Source organism: Acaryochloris sp. CCMEE 5410 (assembly GCF_000238775.2).
Lineage (GTDB): Bacteria > Cyanobacteriota > Cyanobacteriia > Thermosynechococcales > Thermosynechococcaceae > Acaryochloris.
This window is the reverse complement of sequence record NZ_AFEJ02000005.1, coordinates 235,160-258,408: the sequence shown is the minus strand read 5'-3', so window position 1 is coordinate 258,408 and position 23,249 is coordinate 235,160. Positions and strand designations below refer to the sequence as shown.

General features: G+C 47.8%; 23 protein-coding genes and 1 pseudogene. 4 read left to right on the top strand and 20 right to left on the bottom strand.

Annotated features, from left to right (window positions below; all coding sequences use genetic code 11):
- Window positions 1-28 precede the first annotated feature (28 nt).
- From ON05_RS34455 to ON05_RS34410, 10 genes are all read right to left on the bottom strand, one after another.
- Window positions 29-1,456, bottom strand: a complete 1,428-nt coding sequence (locus tag ON05_RS34455; RefSeq protein WP_236619052.1) for a polymer-forming cytoskeletal protein — start codon at window positions 1,454-1,456, stop codon at window positions 29-31.
- A 46-nt stretch (window positions 1,457-1,502) separates the two neighbouring features.
- On the bottom strand, window positions 1,503-2,048 hold the full coding sequence (locus tag ON05_RS34450) for a CBS domain-containing protein (RefSeq protein ID WP_010476565.1): 546 nt from the start codon (window positions 2,046-2,048) through the stop codon (window positions 1,503-1,505).
- A 73-nt stretch (window positions 2,049-2,121) separates the two neighbouring features.
- Complete coding sequence (locus ON05_RS34445; RefSeq protein WP_010476566.1) at window positions 2,122-2,667, bottom strand: oxidoreductase; 546 nt, start codon at window positions 2,665-2,667, stop codon at window positions 2,122-2,124.
- Between the two features lie 120 nt (window positions 2,668-2,787).
- Window positions 2,788-3,507, bottom strand: a complete 720-nt coding sequence (gene hoxU / locus ON05_RS34440) for a bidirectional hydrogenase complex protein HoxU (protein ID WP_010476567.1) — start codon at window positions 3,505-3,507, stop codon at window positions 2,788-2,790.
- Between the two features lie 40 nt (window positions 3,508-3,547).
- Entirely contained in the window at window positions 3,548-3,739 is a 192-nt protein-coding gene (locus ON05_RS34435) for a hypothetical protein (protein ID WP_010476568.1), read from the bottom strand.
- Window positions 3,740-4,037: 298 nt separating this feature from the next.
- Complete coding sequence (locus ON05_RS34430; RefSeq protein ID WP_010476569.1) at window positions 4,038-4,997, bottom strand: amino acid ABC transporter substrate-binding protein; 960 nt, start codon at window positions 4,995-4,997, stop codon at window positions 4,038-4,040.
- 130 nt (window positions 4,998-5,127) lie between these two features.
- Complete coding sequence (nuoF, locus tag ON05_RS34425) at window positions 5,128-6,783, bottom strand: NADH-quinone oxidoreductase subunit NuoF (protein ID WP_010476571.1); 1,656 nt, start codon at window positions 6,781-6,783, stop codon at window positions 5,128-5,130.
- Window positions 6,784-7,317, bottom strand: a complete 534-nt coding sequence (gene hoxE, locus ON05_RS34420; RefSeq protein WP_010476573.1) for a bidirectional hydrogenase complex protein HoxE — start codon at window positions 7,315-7,317, stop codon at window positions 6,784-6,786. It lies immediately after the preceding gene.
- A gap of 47 nt (window positions 7,318-7,364) precedes the next feature.
- Window positions 7,365-8,438: a universal stress protein gene (locus ON05_RS34415; RefSeq protein WP_010476575.1), complete on the bottom strand. Its 1,074-nt coding sequence runs from the start codon at window positions 8,436-8,438 to the stop codon at window positions 7,365-7,367.
- Between the two features lie 261 nt (window positions 8,439-8,699).
- Window positions 8,700-9,572: a nitroreductase family protein gene (locus ON05_RS34410; protein ID WP_010476577.1), complete on the bottom strand. Its 873-nt coding sequence runs from the start codon at window positions 9,570-9,572 to the stop codon at window positions 8,700-8,702.
- A gap of 378 nt (window positions 9,573-9,950) precedes the next feature.
- Here ON05_RS34410 and ON05_RS34405 point away from each other — a divergent pair, with 378 nt between their 5' ends.
- The gene (locus ON05_RS34405; RefSeq protein ID WP_010476578.1) at window positions 9,951-10,469 is read left to right on the top strand and encodes a universal stress protein; all 519 of its coding nucleotides are present in this window, start codon (window positions 9,951-9,953) and stop codon (window positions 10,467-10,469) included.
- Window positions 10,470-10,547: 78 nt separating this feature from the next.
- Here ON05_RS34405 and ON05_RS34400 read toward each other — a convergent pair whose 3' ends face one another.
- Together ON05_RS34400 and ON05_RS34395 are read right to left on the bottom strand one after the other, a co-directional pair.
- Window positions 10,548-11,459 carry a polysaccharide deacetylase family protein gene (locus ON05_RS34400; RefSeq protein WP_029315398.1) on the bottom strand — a complete coding sequence of 304 codons (912 nt, stop codon included), beginning with the start codon at window positions 11,457-11,459 and terminating at the stop codon, window positions 10,548-10,550.
- A 172-nt stretch (window positions 11,460-11,631) separates the two neighbouring features.
- A complete protein-coding gene (locus ON05_RS34395; protein WP_029315399.1) occupies window positions 11,632-14,010 on the bottom strand; it encodes a response regulator in 2,379 nt (792 codons plus the stop codon).
- A 260-nt stretch (window positions 14,011-14,270) separates the two neighbouring features.
- On the opposite strand from ON05_RS34395, the gene ON05_RS34390 reads away from it, so the two are divergent.
- The 3 genes and pseudogenes from ON05_RS34390 to ON05_RS34375 all read left to right on the top strand — a co-directional run bounded on the left by ON05_RS34390 (window position 14,271) and on the right by ON05_RS34375 (window position 16,926).
- The gene (locus ON05_RS34390) at window positions 14,271-14,717 is read left to right on the top strand and encodes a DUF4278 domain-containing protein (RefSeq protein ID WP_010476581.1); all 447 of its coding nucleotides are present in this window, start codon (window positions 14,271-14,273) and stop codon (window positions 14,715-14,717) included.
- A gap of 164 nt (window positions 14,718-14,881) precedes the next feature.
- Window positions 14,882-16,128, top strand: a pseudogene (locus tag ON05_RS38905) (ISAzo13 family transposase).
- Between the two features lie 228 nt (window positions 16,129-16,356).
- The gene (locus tag ON05_RS34375; RefSeq protein WP_010476586.1) at window positions 16,357-16,926 is read left to right on the top strand and encodes a DUF3122 domain-containing protein; all 570 of its coding nucleotides are present in this window, start codon (window positions 16,357-16,359) and stop codon (window positions 16,924-16,926) included.
- Here the strand turns inward: ON05_RS34375 and ON05_RS34370 are convergent.
- From ON05_RS34370 to ON05_RS34335, 8 genes are all read right to left on the bottom strand, one after another.
- Window positions 16,923-17,849 carry a F0F1 ATP synthase subunit gamma gene (locus tag ON05_RS34370; RefSeq protein ID WP_010476587.1) on the bottom strand — a complete coding sequence of 309 codons (927 nt, stop codon included), beginning with the start codon at window positions 17,847-17,849 and terminating at the stop codon, window positions 16,923-16,925. The two genes, ON05_RS34375 and ON05_RS34370, sit on opposite strands and share 4 nt — an antisense overlap.
- A gap of 46 nt (window positions 17,850-17,895) precedes the next feature.
- Window positions 17,896-19,437 carry an alternate F1F0 ATPase, F1 subunit alpha gene (locus ON05_RS34365; protein ID WP_010476588.1) on the bottom strand — a complete coding sequence of 514 codons (1,542 nt, stop codon included), beginning with the start codon at window positions 19,435-19,437 and terminating at the stop codon, window positions 17,896-17,898.
- Between the two features lie 3 nt (window positions 19,438-19,440).
- Window positions 19,441-20,232, bottom strand: a complete 792-nt coding sequence (locus tag ON05_RS34360) for a F0F1 ATP synthase subunit B (RefSeq protein WP_010476589.1) — start codon at window positions 20,230-20,232, stop codon at window positions 19,441-19,443.
- 2 nt (window positions 20,233-20,234) lie between these two features.
- Window positions 20,235-20,522 (bottom strand): F0F1 ATP synthase subunit C, encoded by a 288-nt coding sequence (locus tag ON05_RS34355; protein ID WP_010476590.1) that lies wholly within the window; start codon window positions 20,520-20,522, stop codon window positions 20,235-20,237.
- Window positions 20,515-21,219: a F0F1 ATP synthase subunit A gene (locus ON05_RS34350; protein WP_010476591.1), complete on the bottom strand. Its 705-nt coding sequence runs from the start codon at window positions 21,217-21,219 to the stop codon at window positions 20,515-20,517. The genes ON05_RS34355 and ON05_RS34350 overlap by 8 nt, the downstream gene beginning before the upstream one ends.
- A gap of 147 nt (window positions 21,220-21,366) precedes the next feature.
- Entirely contained in the window at window positions 21,367-21,702 is a 336-nt protein-coding gene (locus tag ON05_RS34345; protein ID WP_010476593.1) for an ATP synthase subunit I, read from the bottom strand.
- Window positions 21,699-22,928, bottom strand: coding sequence for a cation:proton antiporter (locus tag ON05_RS34340; protein WP_010476594.1), 1,230 nt, complete (start codon window positions 22,926-22,928; stop codon window positions 21,699-21,701). Before ON05_RS34340 ends, ON05_RS34345 begins: the two co-directional genes overlap by 4 nt.
- A complete protein-coding gene (locus tag ON05_RS34335) occupies window positions 22,921-23,235 on the bottom strand; it encodes an AtpZ/AtpI family protein (RefSeq protein ID WP_262562613.1) in 315 nt (104 codons plus the stop codon). The genes ON05_RS34340 and ON05_RS34335 overlap by 8 nt, the downstream gene beginning before the upstream one ends.
- Between the last annotated feature and the right edge of the window lie 14 nt (window positions 23,236-23,249).

The following is a 23,249-nucleotide window of genomic DNA, read 5'->3' as shown; positions in this document are numbered from 1 at the left end:
CATCGGTTATGCCAGAACCTATCTCCACTCAACCCACTAGTGCCTCCTGAGCTTGCAAGGGGGGCTTAACCCACCGTGACCTTCCCCAATTCCAGAGAGCACCTAAGCTCAAGAAAATAATGACAATGCTGATGATTCCGCCGATCAGGGGAATAGCGGTAATCAACATCAGAACCACTACCCCCATCAGGAATGGGATAAATCGGTTCGCGGTCTTATTCAAATTGAATTGGCTGCAGAGCCAGCGTCCACCTAGGTTGCTGATTAATACGGGGGCAATCAAACTCACGAAGCTGCCAATACCGACCCATAGGGCCAGATTAGCGAGGGTTCCGACCCCCAGAATGGGCCAGGCTAATCCTTGGAGGGTCAAGATAAGCACAATAAATGCAAGGATGGTCAGAACTGCGATCACAACACTTGCTACTCCCACCAACACACTGGTCACAATGCCCCAACCCAACGTTCTCAACGGTCGAGTCTGAATATTCTGCGTTAATCCTTCTGTCCACTTTGGAAATGCCCAAAGCATGGCACATCCCACTAACCCAATCGTCAGCAAGCGCTGCAGTTGATCTAGCACGATATTCGTCGGCTTGACTGGCGTCGGTTCCCATTCTGGAATCGGTTGATGCGTGATTTTACCTGTCACTTGTGATCCATCTTTTAGGGAGGCAGTAGTTGGTGATTTGTAGGTCAACCGACCTTTGACTTGGGCCGAATCTGTGAGGGTTAATCCTGCCGGCACATCAGGAATCTTAAGGCGAGGGCTAGGTCCGAATATAGGTTTCCAAGTCTGGTTATCACCGACGGTAACGGCCACATCTTGACCCACTGTCCCCTCTAAGGTTAGTCCTCCCATACCCCCCACAACATCCTGATCAACCGTTCCTGCCAGTAGTGCTTGACCACTCGCAACCGTGAGAGTGCCACCGATGGACGTTTGGGGTTGACTTTCCAGGCTCAGCCCTGCGGCGATCATGTCATCTTTCACCCGAGCCTGATTTTTGAGAAGCAGTGCCTCTCCTGCTATCCGCACGTCGTCTTGAACCGTTCCGTTCACCACCACGGCTTGCCCTGCGGCGATTAAATCGCCTTCAACAGACCCATTGAGGGCAACCAAAGCGCCGGCCAGAATAGCATCGCCTTTAACAGTGCCATCAATCGTTATTTCATCACCCGCTAAGTAAACATCCTTCTCAACGGTGCCCGATAGTTGAATGGTGTCTCCTGCTGCAAACAGATTATCTTTTAAGGTCCCGTCAACCGTTATACGGTCCCCAGTTGCATAATAGTTACCTTGAATGACCTCTGTAGCCCCCACGGTGATCTGATCTTGCGTCACGAAATTGGGGGCTCCAACCGCAGAAACCGCTAATAGCAATGGGGCAATGACCAAGGCCATTAGAAACAACAGCACTTGTCTAAAATATTGTCTCGATGATTTAGTGTGCATCTGAGGTACCTACACTGAAAGTGATAAAGTAGCCTGTTCTGAAGGACTAAATAGCTCCGTTTAAGGCAGCTTGGTCTTCAAAAGCTTCAACCACATCCCAGGCTACAGAGCATTCTTTTGAAATCTGGGTTTGCGGATCACCACAAATAATCCGGGCATGCTTTAACGCATTTTCAACTTGCAACGCGAGCCAATCGGCTTGATAGTTCTGCTTTCCATCCGTTTTCATCACTAAGTCAGTGACGGAAATGATGCCTAAAAGCTGCTGTCCATCAATTACTGGCGCTCTCTGAATGCCTGCTGCTGCAAACAATTGAGCCATTTCTTCCACAGTGAGATCAGGATGGGCTGTAATACAGGGTTCGCGGACAAGCTCTTGAACGCCAATTTCATGGGGATCTTTGCCAACAGCCATGACTCGGTAAACAATATCTCGCTCAGTGATGATCCCGTAAGCGGTTTGACCTTCAGGGTGCTCGATAATGAGGGAGCGGACTTTATGGTATTGCATCAGAGCAATGGCTTGTGCCACTGTTGCAGTATCCTGAATCGCAATCACCTCTTGGGTCATAATGTCTCTAACTTTAAGCATCTTGGTACTCCTTGATACGTCCACGATTGATAGGAACTGAGCAGAGGCCCTTGACCATTGGTTTGAGGCTTTGTCACCCGAATTTAATTTGATCTCGACCCTCGAGTTGAGGCCTCTTCCCCTGTAGTAGCGCTTCTAATACAAATTTGATTCGAGAAGGTGATGGTGGGCAACCCGGTAAATAGAGATCGACGGGAACAACGGTATGTACGGGTTTAACCCAATCCAATAAAGGGGGGACAATCGCTTCCTCTGCAGGAATCTGAGGCACCAGATCAGCCAAGTTTATGTAAGACCGCTCAAGTACCCCCTCCGCAGTACCCAAAATATTACGTAAGGCGGTGACATTCCCCGTAACAGCACAATCCCCAAAGGCAATCAGGTATTGAGTGCAATCACGAACCTGATGAATCATCTCCCAATGATCGGTATTGGCTATTGCGCCTTCGACGAGTGCCACATCCACTTCTTGTGGATACTGCTTGGCATCCATAAAAGGGCTGTAGACCAGATCGACTTGGTGGGCCAACTCAAATAACCACTCGTCAAGGTCTAGGAAAGACATATGGCATCCTGAGCATCCGCCTAGCCAAACAGTCGCTAACTTCAGTTTTGCCATCCTACCTCCGTAACCCAAAATAGTTGTGCACTTCTAAGTTCGAACACCTTCACGAGATGCATTCAAACTCACTATTCCAACCTCAAAACTGATTTCCTTGCACTGTCTGGAATTTATCCCTCACTTTTGCACCCATTCTCGCCTCGTTCTCGCAGTAGAAATAAATTCAAGTTGGCTCCGATCGTGCTCCATCTCCGCAACCGTTGAACCACGACGAAAGATGGCTCCTGTGGGACAGGCATTGACACACTTTCCACAAGCGGTACAGCTCTCGGCTTCCCCCCAAGGCTGGTTCAAATCTGTGATCACTCGGGAATTCCGACCTCGACCTGCCATATCCCAGGTATGAGCCCCTTCAATCTCATCACAAACTCGAATACAACGAGTACATAAAACACAGCGATTATGATCAACGCCAAATTGAGGATGGGAAATATCAACAGAGCGATCTGGGAATTGATAGGTAAAGCGCACATGATCAATCCCCATCTCAATAGCAAGATCCTGCAATTCGCAGTGGTGATTGGAAACACATACTGAACAGATATGATTTCCTTCCGCAAAGAGCAGCTCCACGATCATGCGCCGATAATGTTTAAGCCGTTTGGTTTGGGTTTGAACGACCATCCCCTCTGCTACTGGTGTGACACAGGCGGCCACTAGCTTCGAACTTCCACTAACCTCGACTAGACAGAGTCGACAGGCTCCCCACAAGGAAACACCCTGCAAGTTGCATAGCGTCGGAATATGAATCCCTGATGCGGCGGCGGCCTCAAGGATTGTTTCATCTCCCCGAGCACTGATCAATTGATCGTCAATCTTGAGGGTCTTTACAGCCATAGCCCATACCAGCCTTTTCCTTCTGCTGTGTATCCAGTCCTTACCAAGATCCTTCCTGGTTTAGATTTGGATCAGCTGGATCACCTTCAAAGGGTTGGACGCCCACCTTTGGATAGTCATCATGGGAGGGACTAAAGATACGGAGAATCGGTTGAGCGATATAGTTCAGGAAGCGTCGAACCGTTTTGCTTAAGGATTGGATGGATAGAGATTTATCCTTGAATGTTGCCATGATCGAATGCCCTCACAACTAAACTGTTTGCAGTCAAAGTTGAGGAAAAGGTGTCAGTTCTCAGAGAATGTGACATCTGACCTCTTAATTTGAGGCTATATAGACAATATGAGGAAAACGTGAGTGATAGCTGGTCAAGGTAAGGTGAAACAGGCACATTGCAAACCTTATCTCACCGCAGTTTGCAAGTCTTGTTCTACCGTAATCCATCCCCTATCGAATCCGACTGATTGGGTTAGTGCTCGACTTTAGCTTCATCAGAGGACGGCTTGAAATAAACAGTTCATGATTGGTTATCTTAAAGATCGCTTTCAGGAATTTCTTCTTTGAAATCAATCACTAGCTGCATGGTTTCTAGGACTAAAGATCTCAGGTCTTGAGTGAGAGGGACTTTAGCCTCAGGGCCAAACCAACGATCAAACGTTTTGACATAGGGTTCTTTACCCTTTAAGTAACCCTCCATAAAACGCACGAGTGAGTAATTCACTTGATCAACAAATTTAGAATTATTCTCAGGCACCATGCAGGCAATACCTTCTCTTGAGAAATACCCGACAACAGTGAAGTCTTCAGGGTTCTGGCTGGTTTGTAGCCAACCTTCGAGTAAAATGCCGTCTGCTGCAAATGCATCAACTGTTCCCTGCTCCAGCGCTTTGTAACCCTGAGTATGATCTGGGAGAACGATGATTTGGGCTTGGGGCTGCGCTCGACGAATCGCAATCTCATTCGTTGTGCCCGCCACAGCAGCTATTTTCTGATTCACCAACATCTCAGGTTCCCATGCCTTTTCCCCTTGCTTAATCAACAAGCGAGTGCCTGTCAAACCATAGCTGACGGAAAAGTCTATATCCTTGTCCCGCTCCCAGGTATAGCTGCTCGCATCACAGACAATGTCTACTTCCCCTGCGACTAATTTAGGAATTCGTTCGTTGGGGGTCAGCGCAACAAGTTCGAGATTAATCTCTTTACCAAGTTTTTTCGATAATTGGGCCTGTATCTGTTTCAGCATTTCAATCGAGTACCCCTGGAATTGCCCTTGCTCATCTTGGAAGGCAAAGGGAAGGGTATTCTTGTTCGTTCCAGCGGTTACTGTGCCGGTACGTTCTATTTTTTCAAGGACCGTTTCTGCGGAAACAAGCTGAGGGTTAGCTAGGGTGAAGAGACTACAAAGAGTGGTCAGCAAAGTCAGCCTAACGCCTCGCCCCCATACCTTTACTGGGGGATGAGGGAAGCGGCTTGGTTCAACAGGATTTTGCATGCTCATCTTCAGAATTATTCGGACTAAGTTTATAGAAAAAGTAGGACATTTTTTGAGTTCTGTAATGTTAAGTTAAATCGTTTCTGAACTAACAAAACTCAACAGTCTTAAACCCAAGTCTGACGCTATCTTATGGGGGGTGATAATCGCCAGAACCCTCATTATGCATCAGCGTTAAGTACTCATCTTTGAAAAAACGTAGGGTACTAAGAATAGGATTGGGGGCAGATTTTCCAAGGCCACATAGGCTAGTATCCTTGACCATTTCGCAAAGTTGGTTTAAAGACTCTAAATCCTCTTTTCTTGCTTTCCCATCACAGATTTTTGTGAGTAACTGGTAAAGCTGAACCGTTCCTGCTCTACAGGGAACACACTTACCACAGGACTCTTCCATGCAAAATTCCATAAAGAAACGAGCGACATCCACCATATTGGTGGCCTGATCCATGACAATCATGCCACCGGACCCCATAATGGACCCCAAACGGGTCAGAGATTCATAATCTACGGGTGTATCAAAGGCATGGGCAGGAATACATCCCCCTGAGGGGCCACCCGTTTGCACTGCTTTAGCCGATCCATCAAGGACACCCCCGCCCATCTGTTCAACAATTTGGCGCAGGGAGGTACCCATGGGGACTTCAATCAATCCGGTATTTTGGATCTTGCCCGCTAAGGAAAACACTTTGGTTCCTTTGCTCTTGTCTGTACCAATCCCAACAAACCATTCAGCCCCATTGCGAATAATCGGAGCGATATTGGCAAAAGTTTCCACATTATTAATCAATGTTGGACAACCCCAGAGTCCAGATTCAGCAGGGTAAGGTGGTCGAGGGTGAGGTAATCCACGCTTCCCTTCGATGGAGGCCATTAGGGCTGTTTCCTCGCCACAAACAAAGGCCCCCGCCCCAATACGGATATCGATCCGAAAGTCAAAGGGAGACTCAAAAATTTGACTGCCGAGTAAACCTTGCTTGCGAGCTTGACGCAGGGCCGTTTCGAGGTGATTGATGGCGAGGGGATACTCACCTCGAATATAGATGTAGCCTTGGTTGGCACCGACAGCGTAGGCTGCAATTGCCATCCCCTCTAACACCCGATGGGGATCACTTTCTAAGACACTGCGATCCATAAAGGCACCCGGGTCACCTTCATCACCATTGCAAATCACATACTTTTGTCCAGGGGGCATTTTGGCGACTGTTGACCATTTCAAGCCTGTGGGGTATCCGCCGCCGCCTCGCCCTCGAAGACCACTTTGAGTAATCTGATCAATTACATCACTGGGGGTCATATCGTAAAGGGCTTGGTAAAGGGCTAGATAGCCTTTTTGGGCCATATAATCCTTGATTTCCTTAGGGTCAATATGACCACTGTTTTCGAGGACGATGGGGTGTTGCAGGGTGAAGAAAGGGTGATGTCGGGGCTGATAAGTGGAGGGTTGGAGCGGAGAACTATTTGATAAGGCTTTAGGCAGATGGGGTTGGAGGGTTTTATGGCAGGCGTGGACCAGTTCAGGGGCGTCTTCGGGGGTTACTTGATCGTAGAGAATGCCTGCGGGGTCTAGTCGGACTAGGGGACCTCGGCTACACAGTCCCATGCAGCCCACCCCCCGAACTTGCATAGGAGGGTTGAGGTCTTGAGTTGCGATCTCAACTTCAATTTGTTCTTTTACTGCCAAGGCATTAGCAGATAAACAGCCCCCCACCGTACAGCAGCGGATGCAAGGCGCATCGAGAATCTCTTGTTCTCGCTCAGCAAGGGTTTGTAGCTCTTGTAAATCCATTTATGTTGCGACCTTAGATTGAGGATGGTCCATCATTTGCGTGACTTGCTGACCTAAGTTTTCTGAGGTTTGATAGCCAACCACTTGACCATCCAACACCACAGCAGGAGCACTCCCACAGGCCCCCAAGCAACGAGCAGTGCTGAGTGACAAGCCTCCATCTTGAGTAGTTTCCCCAGCTTGAATGTGAGCGATCTGTTCCACTGTTGACAGGAGTGATGCAGCCCCTTTGACAAAACATGCCGTTCCCATACAAACCACACAGGTATGGCGTCCAGAAGGTGTTAGCGAGAAAAAGTGATAGAAGGTGGCTACACCATAGACTTGACTAGGGGGTAACTTTAAACTGTGGGCAATGTGTAATAGGATGTCGCGTTCTAAATATCCGAACAATTCCTGAGCCTTATGCAAAACTTCAATCAGTGAATTGGGCTGATATTGATGACGTTTCATCGTTGCCTCTAGCACCCTAAAACGCTGATCTCCACTGGGATGAGGTTTGCCATCCACAATAGTTTGACTCCCTTCACTCAACAGTTATTGGATCGCTCTGCGATGTTCTAAGAGCACATCTTTTGTCTTCATGCCGGTTGTTGAGGACGAACGACCATCACGGAACAGGACGCATGGTTCGCAACATATTTCCCCACACTGCCAAGAAGCAATTCACTAAGTCCAGAACGACCTCGATTACCCACTAGAATTAAGTCTGATGATCTGTTCTTAGCAAATTCACAAATGACTTCACCGGGAGATCCGGGTTGTTGAATAAATTCAGTCGGAATACCTGCTTCCCTTGCGATCGCAGTATAGGATCGCAATTGGGGTAAGCAATCACTATCATAGGCATTCCATTGTTGTTGTTGGCTGTAGAGGATGTCATCACGCAAACTAGGATAGTTATCCAGCCGTTGCTGAGCAATAGCGGTTGGAGGAGTACTAGAAATGTGAACTTTGGCCACATCAGGGGGCAAGACATGCAGCATCATCAACCGAGCCGTGGACATTCTCTTGGCAAGATTTATTGCCCTATTAAAGATAGGCTGGTTAATGTCACCCCCATCCAAGGCCACTAAGATACTGCGGTAAGACAACTTTCCGCGCCATTCTTCGAAAGACGGCTGATTCGCATCTAAAGTATTTATAGATTGTTTGGGGATGAACTCCGGCACATCCTGGTGGTGGACAATTAACACTGAACAAGGAGCATGGTGTGTGACGTAGTTGCTAACACTGCCCAATAGAATTTTGCTAAGAAGATTTCGACTGCGGCGTCCGATGATGATCGTATCCGCTTTCCACTGTCGGGCTATGTCGCAAATCTCTCTGCCTGGATCTCCCATGGATTGTTGGTAGAGAACGGTAAGACCCTTTTCTTTAGCCTGATTGGCTCGAGATCTGAGTAACTCAAGACTGCTGGCTTTGAAGACATCTAAGTCATTGAGATAAGAGTTTGCGACTCCAGCATATGACAGGTCAAACTCCTCCAACACACCTGGCATCAAGGGATAAGGAGGATATCCTTCCTCAGTCGATGAGATGACATGAAACAGCATCAGCTTTGCATGGGTTGCCTTGGCTAAAACCAGAGATTGCATAAAGGTTTTCTGGCTAAAGGCTGAATGATCTAGAGCCACCAGAATTTTTTTCAACATGACAACCTCCTAAAGTATTCCGCTCTAGTCAAGCTTTTACTGATGATTTCTATTTCCGTCGAACTTCCAGAAGGGAAGACTGACTCAAACATCTATTCTTGGCTTTTCTGCTTAGGGTTATAGAGCAACATAATGAGGAAAACATGAGCTTTAGCCGCTTATGGCTAGTGAAAATTTCAACCGGGGTTACACTAACCGTTCAGTATGCTTCACAAGCTTGAGTTATTCCGAAGAATCAGAACTCTCTGGCGATTTCAGGTCTTAAAACCATTGAATCTGAGCAGGTTTGCGCTCAATCCAATTTTTATAGTGAAATCTAGGATGACCGATTGCTAAACCAGCATAGATTTTGTGATTTGGTGGGAGTTTCAGTAGTCTGGCCAGCCGAGGATTGAAATTACTGCCAGCAACGACATAGCCAGTATAAAAAGCACCCAACTTCAAGGTTTCACACACTAAACTGGCATTTTGCAAGGCAAGGTTGGCGTTAACCCCAGCGAAACCGATGTGACGATCGCCATGGAAGATCAGCAGGGTAGGAGCCTCTCGCAGAATGGGGTCGCTTCCCTGACCGTACTGGTTGATTAGGTTTGTAAAGGCTTCGCGTAGTTCGTCTAACGTGGCTTGCCCGGTTGAGCCTCTCACCAGCCGTGTCAGGGTTCGTGCGATTGGATTGCCGAGTAGTTTGCGCCACTGTCGGTATTGAGCGATGGTCAGTTCAACAATTTGCTGGCGCATGGCGGGGTCTTGGACGACGATGTACTCTGTACTTTGGACATTGTGGGAACTGGGCGCAAAGCAGGCTGCCTCAATAATTTGTTCAATCAGTGCCCGATCAACTTGCCTCTTGCTGAATTCACGAACGGAACGGCGCGATCGCAATAGTTCCATGAATTGTGCCGTATCGGGCAGTTGTTCTGGCTGGATTGGAGCGATGGTGCCAGACGGAAAACTCGAATGAGAAATCGCCTCGCTGGGACAAATGGCGACGCAATGCCCACATTCGATACATCGAGTAGTGTCTAGCAAGTGAGGAATTGCCCCTTTGGTATGTTGTGCAAAGATCGTTGGACAAATCTGCACACATTTTCCACATTTCTGACAGCGTTCAGCATCAATCTGGATAGTCGCCATAATGCTGACTCCTTAGCCTTTGCACATGCTGGCTGATGTTTCGCTTCTGACACCAGGATGTCCTCACATCACAGGTGAAGTCCCCCCCTGCTATAGGACTAACTTTGACTGATATTGCCATCTCTATCTTTGAGCCTAGGCATACTAAATGAGCAATTTGTGTGGGTGCCAATTGTCTATCCCCGTCCCCCCTCGCCTAATCGATGAGCGTTGACGAAACCCCTCCGCTGGAGACAAGAATAAAGCCATATTTCCAATTACTTGCCAGCTCTGCGGCAAAATCTTTTATCGCTGCTTGTGAAAATAAAGCTCTACCATGGAGATATAGGGGGGGATGGGAACTGTCAAGACGGTTGTTATTTCTATGGAGGAATCCTGATGAGATATCATCGCATTTTGGTTGCACTAGATACTTCCTTCCTTCAACCTGCAGTTTATGAACAGGCATTGGTAGAAGCAAAATTACATGCAGCTGAGGTAAAGCTGTTTCATAGTGTAGAGGCAGAAATTAATCCCTTGGGTAATTCAACGATCTCACCGGTAGGGACTCCTTTAGAATCAGGTTACCTTTCTCCATCTGCTGTGGATTACGAGTTGGCAAGGCAAGCCTGGGACGCACAAATTGCGGAATCCAAACTATGGTTGCAAGAATTTTGCCTAAAAGCAGAGCATCAAGGTATAAAGACAATCTTTGAGACTGAATTAGGTAATCCAGGGCCTCAGATTTGTGAACGGGCTAAAGACTGGCACGCTGATCTGATTGTCGTGGGACGCCATGGTCGCACGGGACTCAAGGAACTTTTTCTTGGGAGTGTCAGCAACCATATCGTCCACCATGCCCCTTGTTCTGTCTTGGTGATTCAAGGAGAAACGGTTGTTTCAGAAGACTCCATTTGAATAGACTGAACGGATACCTGCGATCACAACTTGATCGCACATTCACGCTCTTCTTCACCCAAAAGGGAGTCAGTATCCTCAGGTCAGGTCGGACGACATGCAATCAATGGCATCCTCCGACCTGACCTGAGTGTCTGCCAAATTTAACAGTTGTGGGATTGTAACGAGTTGGTAGCCTTGTTGTTTTAGTTCGGAGATCACTAAAGGCAGAGCCTTAATCATTAATTCGCGATTACCCCCGCCATCATGCATCAGTACGATGCCTCCAGGTGTTGCATTTTGAATGACGTTTTGCACGGCTAAATCCACAGACCCTTCATAGGTATCGTCAATCGTCCACAAGACAGTAACCATCTTTTGAGAACTCGCTTGGGCTACTAAACCATTGTCCAGAAACCCTCCAGGGGGACGAAATAGAGCCGTCTTATGTCCAGTGTGCTGTTTAACAATATCAGTCGTTTGCTGAATCTCAGCCTGTGCCATTTCAAGGCTGTGATCTTGATAGCCATGGCTCCAAGAGTGATTGCCAATCGCATGTCCTGCCGTCGCAATCTGTTGGATTAAGTGGGGATATTGAGCTACATTACGACCCAATACAAAAAAAGTGGCTTTGACTTGGTGTTGCTGGAGAATAGTCAATACAGTTGATGTGTTATGAGGCCAGGGACCATCATCAAACGTGAGGGCGATCGCTTTTTGATGGCGGGGAAGCTGCACCCCGTAAATGGTTTGTCCTTGAAATTGAGTCGGGAATTGGTAACAAGTTGAAGGGGGCTCATTTGAGGCTAGCTTGAGGGTCTGAGCATCATGAATACTAGAAGAACGCTCATCCAGCGATACAGTAATCTTCTCTACAGAAAGGTTTTCCCCCCTTGGAGTGGTTAAATTGACCGGACGTCCGAAGGAATAAGCTGCCATGAGTAAACTTACCCCAACTATTGCAGCAAGCTGGCGTTCGAAGGTATCGACTCGTAGATTTTGCCTAAACATTTCTAGCGCAATAGTTACTCATCCAAGAACGGGCAACTAGAGTCTCTGAAATTTTCAGTGGGATCAGAACAGTCTGTGACGTTCAACAAGTGTGGATCATTTTGTTTGTCAAATTACGCGGAACCCATTGTCACGGCCAGACACCTAGCAGACTCCTTTATCTCTATTCTAGCTAGCCTTTCTCGGCATGCAGTTTGGCTGGGAGGGATAGGGACTGATTGGCTATGCGAACTTGCCCCCACCCTAATGCTCTAGCTTCGGTCAACGTTTCTTCTGCCAAAATGCATAGGTCTTGAAAATCTTGACTATCTTCAGGACAATGAACCAGGCTAGCACTACAGGTAATCTGAATGTTGGTGCCATCAGGTATTGAATAGGGGGTCTTGTGGACAACATTCAAGAAGTCTTGAACCCTTTGGCCTCCCTCATTTTTGGTGGCTCCTAACAACCCCACTAAGAATTGGTTCCCCCCCCTACGGGCAATCACATCTTCTGCAGATGCCAATCCTAATAACGCTTGTGCAAACTGTCTCAGGATACTGTCGCCTACTGCATAACCAAAGCAATCATTAATCTGCTGTAGACGCTCTATTTCCAGAATGACAAGACACATATTTCTCGGCTGATGCGCCATTTCACTCAACAGTAATTCCAGGGCATGGGTCGTCTCGTGGCGACTGAGCACTCTGGCCAAAGGATCAATGGTGGAAAGACGGCGTTGTAATCGAGTCCGTTCTAGACGATTGAGAATACGAACTACCAATTCTGGTCCAACAATGGGCTTGCTGATGAAATCATCTGCCCCAGCAGCATAAACTTGGTTGACCACATCAGCCTCCGTATGGGCAGTTAAGAAAATGATGGGCAACTGCTCCCATTGGATATCATTGCGAACAACCCTGCACAGATCTATCCCGCCAATTTGGGGCATCTCTACATCAAGCAACAGCAGATCCGGTGGAGAATTGGTCAGCGTTTCCCAAAACTGAGTCGGCTCGTCAAGTCCAATCACCTCCAGCCCCCAGGGCTTACATAGGGCTGCAACGGTCTCCAATATTTGTGGGTCATCATCCACAATCAGGATCCGGGCTTCTTTCCCGCCCTTACTTTGCAGGGTATGTTCAACCCGATCCCACACTTGTTGAAGGGGGATAGATTTTGAGATCGGTTGTTGGCCGCTAGAATAGGTTTTAGCCATCTCTTGATACCGTTCCTCATCCGCTGTCCAGATCAAGACTGGAATGGCTAGTGGAAGATACAGTAAAGCCTCTAAAAAGGTTAGGCTTTGGATTGGAGACTGGCCTGCTGGATCAAAGAGGATGAGATGTGGGGACTGTTCCTGAATGAGGTCTCGTGCCAGGTCAATGCTCTCTGCCGTTAGATATCGGATCTGATGCTGACGAGCCTCCGTCGCTAGAGCATCTCGGGAAAGGGTATCAGCATCTATCACTAGAACAACCCATTGCCCCAATTCATCTTGACGGTCCGAGGTCACTTGAGTGGCAGGTTGGCTAGCATAATTTATTTCCCGCCTTAGTGCCTCAACATCCTGCTGAAACTGCAGAGATTGTTCGGAATCGAGGGTTGAATGAGATCGCAACAGATGTTCAATCTCACGCGCTAACTGGGACCCTTTCGATAAACCAAAGGTCCCTAATCCACCGGCTAAGGTATGGGCTTCTTGTTGAGCCGATTGCTTCAATTCATCATTCAAGCAACCCTCAGTCACTGCTGCTGCAGCCTGGTTTAATAGATTGATCTGTTCCTGGATGCGGGGCTGAAACTTAATCCAAATATCAGCAATCGCATTCATGGTTTGCTGCTTAATTTTGACTTCTGGGGGTTGAGCAGACGTCCCTTGATTGTTATGAAGTTCTGATAAAGGTTTCAGGCGATACCCAATGCCATACACCGTTTCAATCAAGTCCGTGGGTGCCCCCGATTTTTTTAATTTTTGGCGGAGACCCTTGATATGGGTTCTGACTGCTTCTTCGCCAGGTGTATCCTCATAGGTCCATACATGTTCTAAAATCATGCCGCAACTAAATACACGGCGGGTATTCCGCATCAATAACTCTACGAGGGCATACTCTTTGGGAGTGAGTTTGAGGAGAACATCTTGATATTTGACCTCACATGCTCTGGGGTCTAGCTGTAAGTTTTCCCATTTTAAGATTGGGGGTTTGATGGCTTCCCCTCTGCGAAGTAAGGCCCTTACCCGAGCCGCTAATTCTTCTGGATCAAACGGTTTAACGACGTAGTCATCTGCCCCAGCGTCAAGTCCAATCGCACGATCATGGCTGCTATCTTTGCCTGTGAGTAGCAAGATCGGAATTTGATAGCCTTGGGATCGCAACTGTTGGCAAAGACCAACCCCATCCAGTCTAGGCAACATTACATCTGAAAGGATGAGATCGTATTCGAATGCTTCGACCAATTCTGCCGCGGTCTGGCCATCTGTTGCCAGCTCAACGGCATAATTCAAATCGACGAGTAAAGTTTGCAGCGCTTCAGCAACTAACTCATCATCTTCCACAACTAGGATTCTCACTGTAATCCTCCTAGGGAGCTGAGGTGACGGATTCAGTCCTTATTCTTCAGGGTAACGGTAAATCGGACTAGCCACCGTTCGGAGAACAACACTTATTGAAGGGTATTTGCCCAACCCCTTTATCCATCCGATTGATCCAGCTCTCCGAATTTGAGGAGCTTGTGAAGATTGAGTTGTCAACCATTCTTCACAAGCTCCTCAGACCCTCGCAATAGATTTTAAGTAAGAGGTATCGGGAACTTCTTAAAGGAGAAAAGACCATGAAACTGACCTATAGAGGCATTGATTACGACTATCGTCCTCCAGTGGTTAACTATGGCCACAGTGCTGGCGTAGGGAAATATCGTGGATTAAGTTACCGACGCCGAGAGCTGCAGGAGCCCCCTGTCCCCCCAATCAGTGCTGATCTCACCTACCGTGGTGTGGCGTATCATGCTGGTGAATCACCGACTGATATGCCTCAATCACAAAGGGTAAACCAAACTGAGACAGTTGGAGATGATTGGGTGTCGGTCGCTGAAGAAGCCCGGTGGTTAATGATGGATCATCATCGGATTATTAAGCACCGCCAGCAAAGTATGCTCGGTCGGGCGACATCAGAGATTCACCTTAAGGTAGATCCCTCAAAATACTGGAATCATATTCAAGGAAAAGTCCACCCGAGCTTTCGAGTGACTTATGAGCGCAGCCATGCTGCTATGAGTTAAGGATTCTGAAGCTCATTTGGCTTCATTCAGCACAATGAAACATTGGAGGTCGTAAGCCGATGAAACCAAAGCATTCCTTCACGAGGTTGGTGATGATGGTTTGGCTCTACCTGAATCAGCCTCTATTTAGGCGGCTTCCATGAAACTTATTACCTTCACGTAAGATGTACTCATGTACTCACAAAGTAAGGAACAAAGACTTGGATCTGTGCCCACCGGAACCTCAACTCAGTGCATCCCAAATCGAGGATTTGCGACTGGCATCCTCCATTCTCCTGGGAGCAAAACGACGTAGTTTTCAGGCAGAGATGGCTCTGAAATACTGCGGGGGGAGTCCCCGATGTACTGAGAGGGTCTTTGGCTGGGGACGAAATAATGTTGCCTTAGGACTGGAAGAGAAACGGACCGGAATGACTTGTATTGGAGCCCAAGCCGGTTTCGGTGGCACAAAGCGTTGGGAAGAGCGCTTTCCAAATGCGGCAGAAGCCTTGCATGAAATCGCCGAGATCCATGCCCAACAGGACCCCAGTTTTCTGACAACGATTGCTTATACTCGCTTAACAGCAGCAGCAGCCATCGAGCAACTCAAAGAGCAGGGATATCCTGAAGAACAAATCCCTGCTCCGAGCACAATGGCCCTTATTTTGAACCGGATGGGCTATCGTCTGCGTCCTGTGGTTAAAGCCAAACCTAAAAAAAAATCCCAGAAACAGATGCCATTTTTGACAACATCCAAGCCAACGACCAGCAAGGAGCAGGCGTCAAACGCCTGAGCATGGATTGTAAAGCCACCGTGAATATTGGTGATTTCGCGCGCGGAGGGCAAACCCGAGGTGACAACCAAGCCAGTGATCATGATTTTACGGAAGAGCATTACATTCCCTGTGGAATTGTCGATGAGGATAGTGCCCAGTTGTACTTGATTTTCGGTAATTCCTATAAAACTAGTGACTTCATTGTTGATACGCTCCAAGAGTGGTGGAAAGAACTCACCCCTCAGCAGCAACAGCAGACTCACAAAATCCAGCTCAAAATCGATAATGGCCCTGAAAGTAGCGGGGTTCGGACTCAGTTCCTCAAGCGAATGGTAGCGTTCTCAGACGAGATTGGCATCCCTATTCATCTGCTCTACTATCCGCCTTATCACAGCAAGTACAATCCCATTGAGCGCTGTTGGGGAATTCTCGAAAAGCACTGGAATGGAGCCAAGCTTACCGATGTACTCACGATGCTGCTATGGGCTCGAAGTATGACCTGGAAAGGCTTATCTCCTGTCGTTAAGTTAAGTCTTAGGACTTATGAAAAAGGTATCTCACTCACAAAAAAAGCAATGCGATCCATTGAAGATCGCTTAAAACGCAATCCACTTTTGCCTAAATGGGATATCCTTATCCAACCGATCTTAGGGTAGTAAGTTTCATGGAAGCCGCCTTAAGCCTAAATCCATCCTAAATCCCATGATGTTTTCCCACACTTATGACAGAGAGCTGTTGGAACGTTGCTATGTCAGGAAATGTGAAATTGAACAGCAGCGTATGTTGTTAGAGCGTTGCTGGCAATACTCTTGTGAGATTTTCTAAGGTCCACTATCAACCTCATTCATAACCCTCTACATCCATATAAATTGAGGAATAGACAAATGAGAGTTTGGATTCGTAGAAATCTATTGTTGTTGTTAATGATCAGTACCTTAGTGCTGCTGCTCTTGACCAATATGGGCAATGGGATCAGTTCATCTGCGATCGCAGACGTGAGCATGACAAGAGAAGCACAAGGTCAGATGCTCTATCAATCTCGACAACATCTACTCGATCAACAAGGGAATGATTGGTTAGTCGTCGCATCCAAGCATGTGGGCATTGCTAGCCCCCCTAAGATTGACCTGATGCTAGCTGGCTGCCCTGGCTTTGTAGATATCGATCATTCTCTGCCTCTTACCCTGGTCACGTCTCAAGGAAAAACTGTAAAAGTGAAGAATCTCCCAGAGTCTTTGTATACTGAACTCCTCCCTGGCCCCAATGTTGCCCAGTATAATCTCCAACCCGTTGTGCCTAAGTTAGACGCTGCTCTTTACCTGTTGATTCCGACAAAAGGGATGAAGTTCATTAAAGTTGAAGTCCCCACTCAAGTGGTGCAAGAGTGGCAAACGGTGGCAACTTGTGCAGATATCCTTTGTGAACCGCTCGCGGCCCCTGCCTTGAGCCACTAGTGGGATTGGTTAAGGGCCTCAAAGCCTGACACGATATCCAGCAACTCTTCCGTGATTTTTGTTTGGCGTTGCTGTTGAAAAGCAGCTTGTAGCTCCATCAAATGTTCAGCAATATTGGTTTGCGCTAACTGCATTGAGGTCAAGCGACTGGCATTTTCACTGGCTAGGGACTCAGCGCAGGCTTGGTATAGGGCAACAAAAAAATGCTGCCGAAATATGGCTGAGAACAATCTCTCCCGACTCAGAAAGACCATTGGACGACAGCGAGTCGACCAGGAGGAGGAGCGATCACGGTCAGATTCAAGGGGAAAGAGCTGTTGTCGGTGGGGGGTACTGGTATGACCACGGATGGGTTGATTATGGAACACCCAAATTTGGTCTACCTGACATTGGTTACGCCATTGTTCAAGCTGGACAACGATCGTTTGGACCTTAGATGTGATGCCGTCAACTGAGGCTGGAACCGAAAGATATCGCTCAATGGCGTAACCTTGATCAATGATGCTATCGCAAATTCGGGCTCCCATCCCTAACAGAAGGGGTTGCCCACCCTGAGAAGAGTGCTGCTCTAGGTGCTGAATCACCATCTCTGACAACTGCTCATTGAAGCGACCACACATCCCCTGATCCGAACCGAAAATCACTATTCCCAAACGAGGGTGCGCACGGGGTCTCAGGTGAGTTAACGTATCCGGATAATTTATTCGGAGAATTTGTATCGCCATCGCCAAGGTCTGGCGGTAGTGCTGAAGGGCATTGGCAGCCTGTTCATACTGACGGATATTGGCGGCGGCTAGAGCTTTCATCGTTTTAGCAACGGTCTGCAACTCCTGAGTGCTGGCAATTTTTCGCTTAAGGGTTTCTAGGGTTTGCATGATGTTAATGGCCGGGTATGAATGTTGACTGGTTATTGCAGACATCATCAATGGATGGGCTTCAGGGCATAGAGCAGGCCTTTAGATTTAGTCATTACAACTCATTGTCTGAGTCCTTTAATATGTGGTTGGCGATCCAGTTCAGCAACGTCTCCCGATCCGTTTCACTTAACTGCCCTGCATTCTGGATGCGATCGCAAATATTCGGTAGCTCCCGTCGTATCGCTTCTCCTATAAGCTGTTGGGCTTGGGACACTTGCTCAATGGGCACGAGATCAAACTGTCCTTGGGTAACCGCTAGCATTACAGCAATTTGCTCTGCAACGGGTAAAGGCTGAAATTGAGGTTGTTGCAGCACTTCACGCACCCGACGACCTCGCTCTAAAGATTGCCGAGTGGATTCTTCTAAACGGGTTCCAAACCGAGCAAAAGATTCCAATTCTTCAAACTGCGTGTAGGACAGTCGTAAATCGCCCGCAACATCTCGGTAAGCAGGAAGCTGGGCTTTGCCTCCGACTCGGGAAACCGATTTGCCCACATCAACGGCAGGGAATATTCCCTTTTGAAACAAATCAGGGGTGAGATAGATTTGTCCATCTGTAATTGAGACTAAGTTCGTGGGGATATAGGCCGATAGATTTTGGGCTTCCGTCTCGACAATGGGCAACGCCGTTAGAGAGCCTCCCCCTAACTCAGGCCGCAGGCACGTCGCCCGCTCCAGCAGCCGAGCATGAATATAAAAAATATCACCTGGAAAGGCTTCTCGTCCCGGCGGGCGGCGCAATAGAAGTGATAGCTCACGATAGGCTCGGGCATGTTGAATCAGATCGTCATAAACAATCAACACATCTTGCCCTTGTTCCATAAAGTACTCTGCCATCGTGGTCGCAGCATAGGGGGTGATATATTGCAGGCCGGGTGAGGCTTCCCCCTCCGCTACCACGACAATGCAGTAGTCCATCGCCCCACGATTGCGAAGCTCAGCAATTAGCTTGGCCACGGCAGAACTGCGCTGACCAATGGCGCAATACACACAAATCACATCCTGATCTTTTTGGTTGAGAATCGTATCGACGGCAATCGCAGTTTTTCCCGTTTGCCGATCACCAACAATCAGTTCCCGCTGTCCCCGACCAATAGGAATAAGAGCATCAATGGCCTTAATGCCTGTCTGAAGGGGCACGGTTACAGGAGCCCGGTCCATGATGGCAGGAGCCTCCCGTTCAACGGGGCGTCGTTCTTGCGCAGTCACTAATCCTCGTTGATCCAACGGACGACCGGTTGCATCCACGACTCGACCCAGTAAACCCTCTCCTACAGGGACATCCAAAACCCGGCCTGTGCGCTGGACCTCACACCCTGCCTTCAGGGAATGTCCATCATCCAACAAAATCAAACCCACCTCATCTGGATCTAAGTTGAAGGCTAGCCCCATCCGATCGCCGGGAAATTTGACTAACTCCTCCGATTGCACCTGCAACAGGCCAGTCGCTCGGGCAATACCATGACCTAAAGAAGTCACAATGCCAATTTCCTGACTCTGCAACTCGAATGGATACTGACCTTCCACCTGATCAAAGGCCGCAAAGATGTGTTGGAGTACAGGTTTCAAAATATCGAGTTTGGGAGCCTCCATGGTCTACCCCTGCTCAACCCATGATTTTTCCATGCCATCCCATACCTGATTTAACTTCACCTCCAACTGCTCAAGATATTGCTCGATCGTCCAAGCCAGCTTATATCCTGGAATCTTGAGTTCAATCCCACAAATCAAGTCTGGAATGGTTACAAACTGGTAAACACTCGATTCCATCGCAGGAGCGTGCTGATGGAGGACCGCAAGAATTTGGGCTTTGCGGTCTTCCGGCATTGGAAATGTACTGGAAATAACGAGTTCCTGTCCCCTTGCATTGGATAAGGATGTTTCCAGCACCTCTTGCTCTGAGAAAGGTAAATGGTTGAGGCGAGTAATAAAAGCCTCCGCGATTTGTTGCTCTAAATTGGCGCTTGCCAAATCTTGAAGAATACATCGAAGGGTTGCAGCTAGCTGCTGTCCTGCCCGCTGCTGTAGGACACTTAGAAACACGCGGCGCTCACGCTTGACGGCCTCTCTCCATTGAGTTTGGGTACTATCAACTTCGTCCCGAATTTGCTGCAACAACTGATGTCGATGTTCGTCTGCTGCGTCTTGCGCTTGGGTTAATAACGAGGCTTGGCGATGTTCTAAGGATTGCTGCAACTGACGCCACCGTTCAGCTTCTTGCTGAGCGACTTCTTGCTGATGAGCAGCGTCCTGTAATTGTTGAGCAATCAGCCGTTCTCGCTTTTTCATCACTTGAGTGATCGGGGTGTAGAGAAACCGTCTGAGTAAGGCCACTAGAATCAGGAAATTAATGATTTGGGCCACCACAGTAAGTGGATCAATCAACATGGTTATCCTCCATTGGTGCTGGCCTGCTCCACCACATAGGTCCAAAATGGATTGGCAAAAATCAGAATTAATGTAATCACAAAGCAGTAAATGGCCGTTGATTCGACCAATGCCATCCCCACAAACAGCACTCTGGTGATGGTATTGGCTTCATCGGGTTGTTGTGCCAGGGCGCTTAGTGCCTGGGATAAGGCACGACCTTCCCCCAACGCTGGACCGATGGAACCAATGGCAATGGTGAGTCCAGAGATCACAATCGAAGCCATGCCCACAAGGGCAATATTATCCATGGGAGACCTCACTGTCTGTTTGATAGTTGTGCTGATCCACTTGACTCGCCGCTGCAATGAAAACCATGGCTAAAATGGCGAAAATATAGGCTTGAATCACGCCCGTTAAGAGCCCCAAGACCTGCATCATGACTGGGAAAAACAAGGGAGCGACCGACAGTAGGATGCCGACGATCATCGTTCCACTCATGACATTGCCAAACAGGCGGACAGCTAGGGCCACAATTCTGGAGAAATCCCCAATGATATTGAATGGCAGCATGATGGGGTTAGGCTGCAAGTACTGCTGTAAGTAACCCCGCACACCCTTCTTCTGAACGCCATAGAGGGGAACTGCGAAAAAGACACAAAGTGCCAGAGCCGTTGTGGTGGACAAGGACCCCGTCGGCGGTTGGTAACCGGGGATAACACTCAGCAGATTCGATAAGGCAATAAAGATAAATAAGGTACCGATAAACGGTAAGTATGGGTCTGCGGGTTGGTCAATGATTTCTTGAATCTGATCTCTAATGCCCAACACAATGACCTCCAACAAGTTTTGTCCCCGGGAGATCTGGGTCGAGGCAGAGAGGTGTCGGGTCACGAGCCATGAGCCAACCACCAACACCCCCATAACGAGCCAAGTGAAGATCAGCGTGGCGTTGAGAGAGAACATCCCCCATTGCCAAAAAATGGTTTGATCTGGTGTTAGATGCATTACATTTGGGCTCCATACCAAGAAACTTTAAAAAGTGATAACAACAATAAATTCTGGGTTTTGCAGTGTCGAGAAAGCTATGTTTGAGCCTTTCGGTCAAACTTCTTTGCGATACAGAGTATTGAGAAAAACTCATTAATACAGAACTTATAAGTCATAATTCACAACGTCTTTTCTCCTCTTCTTGATCTTTTTAGGCAGAGGAATAATTCTGGAAATTAAGAAATTTCGAGCCCCCAGAAATCCCAGAAATGTCAACAGTAGAGGGGCCAGCAGATGATCGCTCATACCGTTCTGAAGGATGAGGTGAAACACCCCTAAAACTGCGCCAAGACGGAGTAGAAAACTACTCCACATCAACAGGATGGGTTGAGTGGTGCGGTTAAACCGGAGAATCGTGATCCATAGTCCACCGAAGTAAAGGAGTCCTAAGCTACTCCCCAAAATTAAGGAGGTGAATAGGGCAGGGGAATGACTATTCATGCTTCAACCTCCTGAAGTTGGGGCCATTGCTTAAGTAATGGATATAACAGCATCGGCGCGATAATACAGGTTGCGATCGCAACCAAGGTCATACCCGCAAATATCTGGGCAGAGACGGCCCAAGTGCCCAAGTCACGTCCTCGTTGCAGGATCACCATCGTAATTTCGGCGCGAGGCATCATACTGATTCCGAGTAACGTTGCACTCGAAAGGTCACCTTGAGTCAGGAGCAGCAATCCTCCGACTCCCATGAGTTTGCCAATCAGGGCAGCACTGAGCAGGACTAAGCTGATACCAACTGTGGTTGCTAGGCCTGTAAATTGAATTTGTAGACCAATATTGATAAAGAAAAACGGCACAAAAAATTCGTAGAGTGTGCCAAAAGACGCATCGATTCTAACCGCGTGAGGATCTCGGCTAAATGCCAGTCCGGCAAAGAAGGCCCCAACCGCAACTGAGAAACCTAAAAGCCCTGCTATTGCAGCAATAACAAAGCCTGTTCCGGCAACCATCAGCATCGGATCGGGGGCCGGTTCTATGCGCTCAAAAAATTGAGTTAAGGGCTGCTCAATATAGCGAAAAAAGATCAAGCAGAAGGTGCTAAAAATTATCACCTTTAAGCAAAAAGGCCCAATAATGGTTTCCAAAAGCGGCAGAAAATTAATTGTGGTTCCCTGCTGCCAAGAAGGCGCAAGGGAGAACAATAAAGACATCAGGATGATGGCCGCAATATCATCCATTTCCGCAATATCTAGTAACAACTCTCCATTTTCGGAATTAAGGGCCTGGGAATCTTGCCAAACGCTAATTGAAATCCCAACACTGGTTGCGACCAAGGCAATGCCAATAAATAGGCTGGCAACCAGAGATAAATTCAAAAGGAAATAGGCCGTGATAAAACCTAGTGAACCACTACAAATCACATCACCGACGAGGAGCAAGCAAGCTCGAGGTAACTGACGCAATAATCCTGTGAGATTGCATTCTAATCCCACACGGAACAGTAGAGAAATAATCCCTAATTCAGCTAAAAAACTATAGGCCTCCAACACCACTTCGGAAGCTAGAAAGCCTCGAAAATCCAGAAGTTGTAAAACAAAACCTAGCAATAAATATCCAACTAAAGGAGGGATGCCTAGCCGCTCGGCCCCTGCTTTAAAAAGGATGGCAAGAACAATTGTTGTCCCTACGAGTAAAACTAAATAAAGGAGGATCGTTTCACTCATGGTGACTTTCCTTTTTGATCCAATACCAGGCGTTAAGACACCCTAAGCCCACCCCCACCACCAGCATGGTTAAGGTCCACGAATAGCGGCTGGGGACATGGTTGTCGAGCCAACTCCCGATGGCAATCCCCAATAGTGTTGGAATAGCCACTGACCACCCCACTAACCCGAACAGACCGAGACCAAACCAAACGCTCTTTTTTTCGTGTCGAGCCTTTAGTTTGCGGTTGACTTTATCCTTAACTTGCTTTGGAAAACCATGCTTGTCCACTTGGTTGATGCCCTTCGCTAGTCGTGCATTTTCCATCCGCAACTCCGCCT

Excerpts from the sequence above, each read along its gene's own strand:
- ON05_RS34450 (WP_010476565.1), bottom strand. The coding sequence starts at position 2,048 with ATGCTTAAAGTTAGAGACATTATGACCCAAGAGGTGATTGCGATTCAG.
- ON05_RS34360 (WP_010476589.1), bottom strand. The coding sequence starts at position 20,232 with ATGTTGATTGATCCACTTACTGTGGTGGCCCAAATCATTAATTTCCTG.
- ON05_RS34405 (WP_010476578.1), top strand. The coding sequence starts at position 9,951 with ATGAGATATCATCGCATTTTGGTTGCACTAGATACTTCCTTCCTTCAA.
- ON05_RS34435 (WP_010476568.1), bottom strand. The coding sequence starts at position 3,739 with ATGGCAACATTCAAGGATAAATCTCTATCCATCCAATCCTTAAGCAAA.
- hoxU (WP_010476567.1), bottom strand. The coding sequence starts at position 3,507 with ATGGCTGTAAAGACCCTCAAGATTGACGATCAATTGATCAGTGCTCGG.
- nuoF (WP_010476571.1), bottom strand. The coding sequence starts at position 6,783 with ATGGATTTACAAGAGCTACAAACCCTTGCTGAGCGAGAACAAGAGATT.
- ON05_RS34335 (WP_262562613.1), bottom strand. The coding sequence starts at position 23,235 with ATGGAAAATGCACGACTAGCGAAGGGCATCAACCAAGTGGACAAGCAT.
- ON05_RS34415 (WP_010476575.1), bottom strand. The coding sequence starts at position 8,438 with ATGTTGAAAAAAATTCTGGTGGCTCTAGATCATTCAGCCTTTAGCCAG.
- ON05_RS34390 (WP_010476581.1), top strand. The coding sequence starts at position 14,271 with ATGAAACTGACCTATAGAGGCATTGATTACGACTATCGTCCTCCAGTG.
- ON05_RS34345 (WP_010476593.1), bottom strand. The coding sequence starts at position 21,702 with ATGAATAGTCATTCCCCTGCCCTATTCACCTCCTTAATTTTGGGGAGT.
- ON05_RS34445 (WP_010476566.1), bottom strand. The coding sequence starts at position 2,667 with ATGGCAAAACTGAAGTTAGCGACTGTTTGGCTAGGCGGATGCTCAGGA.
- ON05_RS34340 (WP_010476594.1), bottom strand. The coding sequence starts at position 22,928 with ATGAGTGAAACGATCCTCCTTTATTTAGTTTTACTCGTAGGGACAACA.
- ON05_RS34455 (WP_236619052.1), bottom strand. The coding sequence starts at position 1,456 with ATGCACACTAAATCATCGAGACAATATTTTAGACAAGTGCTGTTGTTT.
- ON05_RS34430 (WP_010476569.1), bottom strand. The coding sequence starts at position 4,997 with ATGCAAAATCCTGTTGAACCAAGCCGCTTCCCTCATCCCCCAGTAAAG.
- ON05_RS34410 (WP_010476577.1), bottom strand. The coding sequence starts at position 9,572 with ATGGCGACTATCCAGATTGATGCTGAACGCTGTCAGAAATGTGGAAAA.
- ON05_RS34355 (WP_010476590.1), bottom strand. The coding sequence starts at position 20,522 with ATGGATAATATTGCCCTTGTGGGCATGGCTTCGATTGTGATCTCTGGA.
- ON05_RS34365 (WP_010476588.1), bottom strand. The coding sequence starts at position 19,437 with ATGGAGGCTCCCAAACTCGATATTTTGAAACCTGTACTCCAACACATC.
- ON05_RS34350 (WP_010476591.1), bottom strand. The coding sequence starts at position 21,219 with ATGCATCTAACACCAGATCAAACCATTTTTTGGCAATGGGGGATGTTC.
- ON05_RS34375 (WP_010476586.1), top strand. The coding sequence starts at position 16,357 with ATGAGAGTTTGGATTCGTAGAAATCTATTGTTGTTGTTAATGATCAGT.
- ON05_RS34370 (WP_010476587.1), bottom strand. The coding sequence starts at position 17,849 with ATGATGTCTGCAATAACCAGTCAACATTCATACCCGGCCATTAACATC.
- ON05_RS34400 (WP_029315398.1), bottom strand. The coding sequence starts at position 11,459 with ATGTTTAGGCAAAATCTACGAGTCGATACCTTCGAACGCCAGCTTGCT.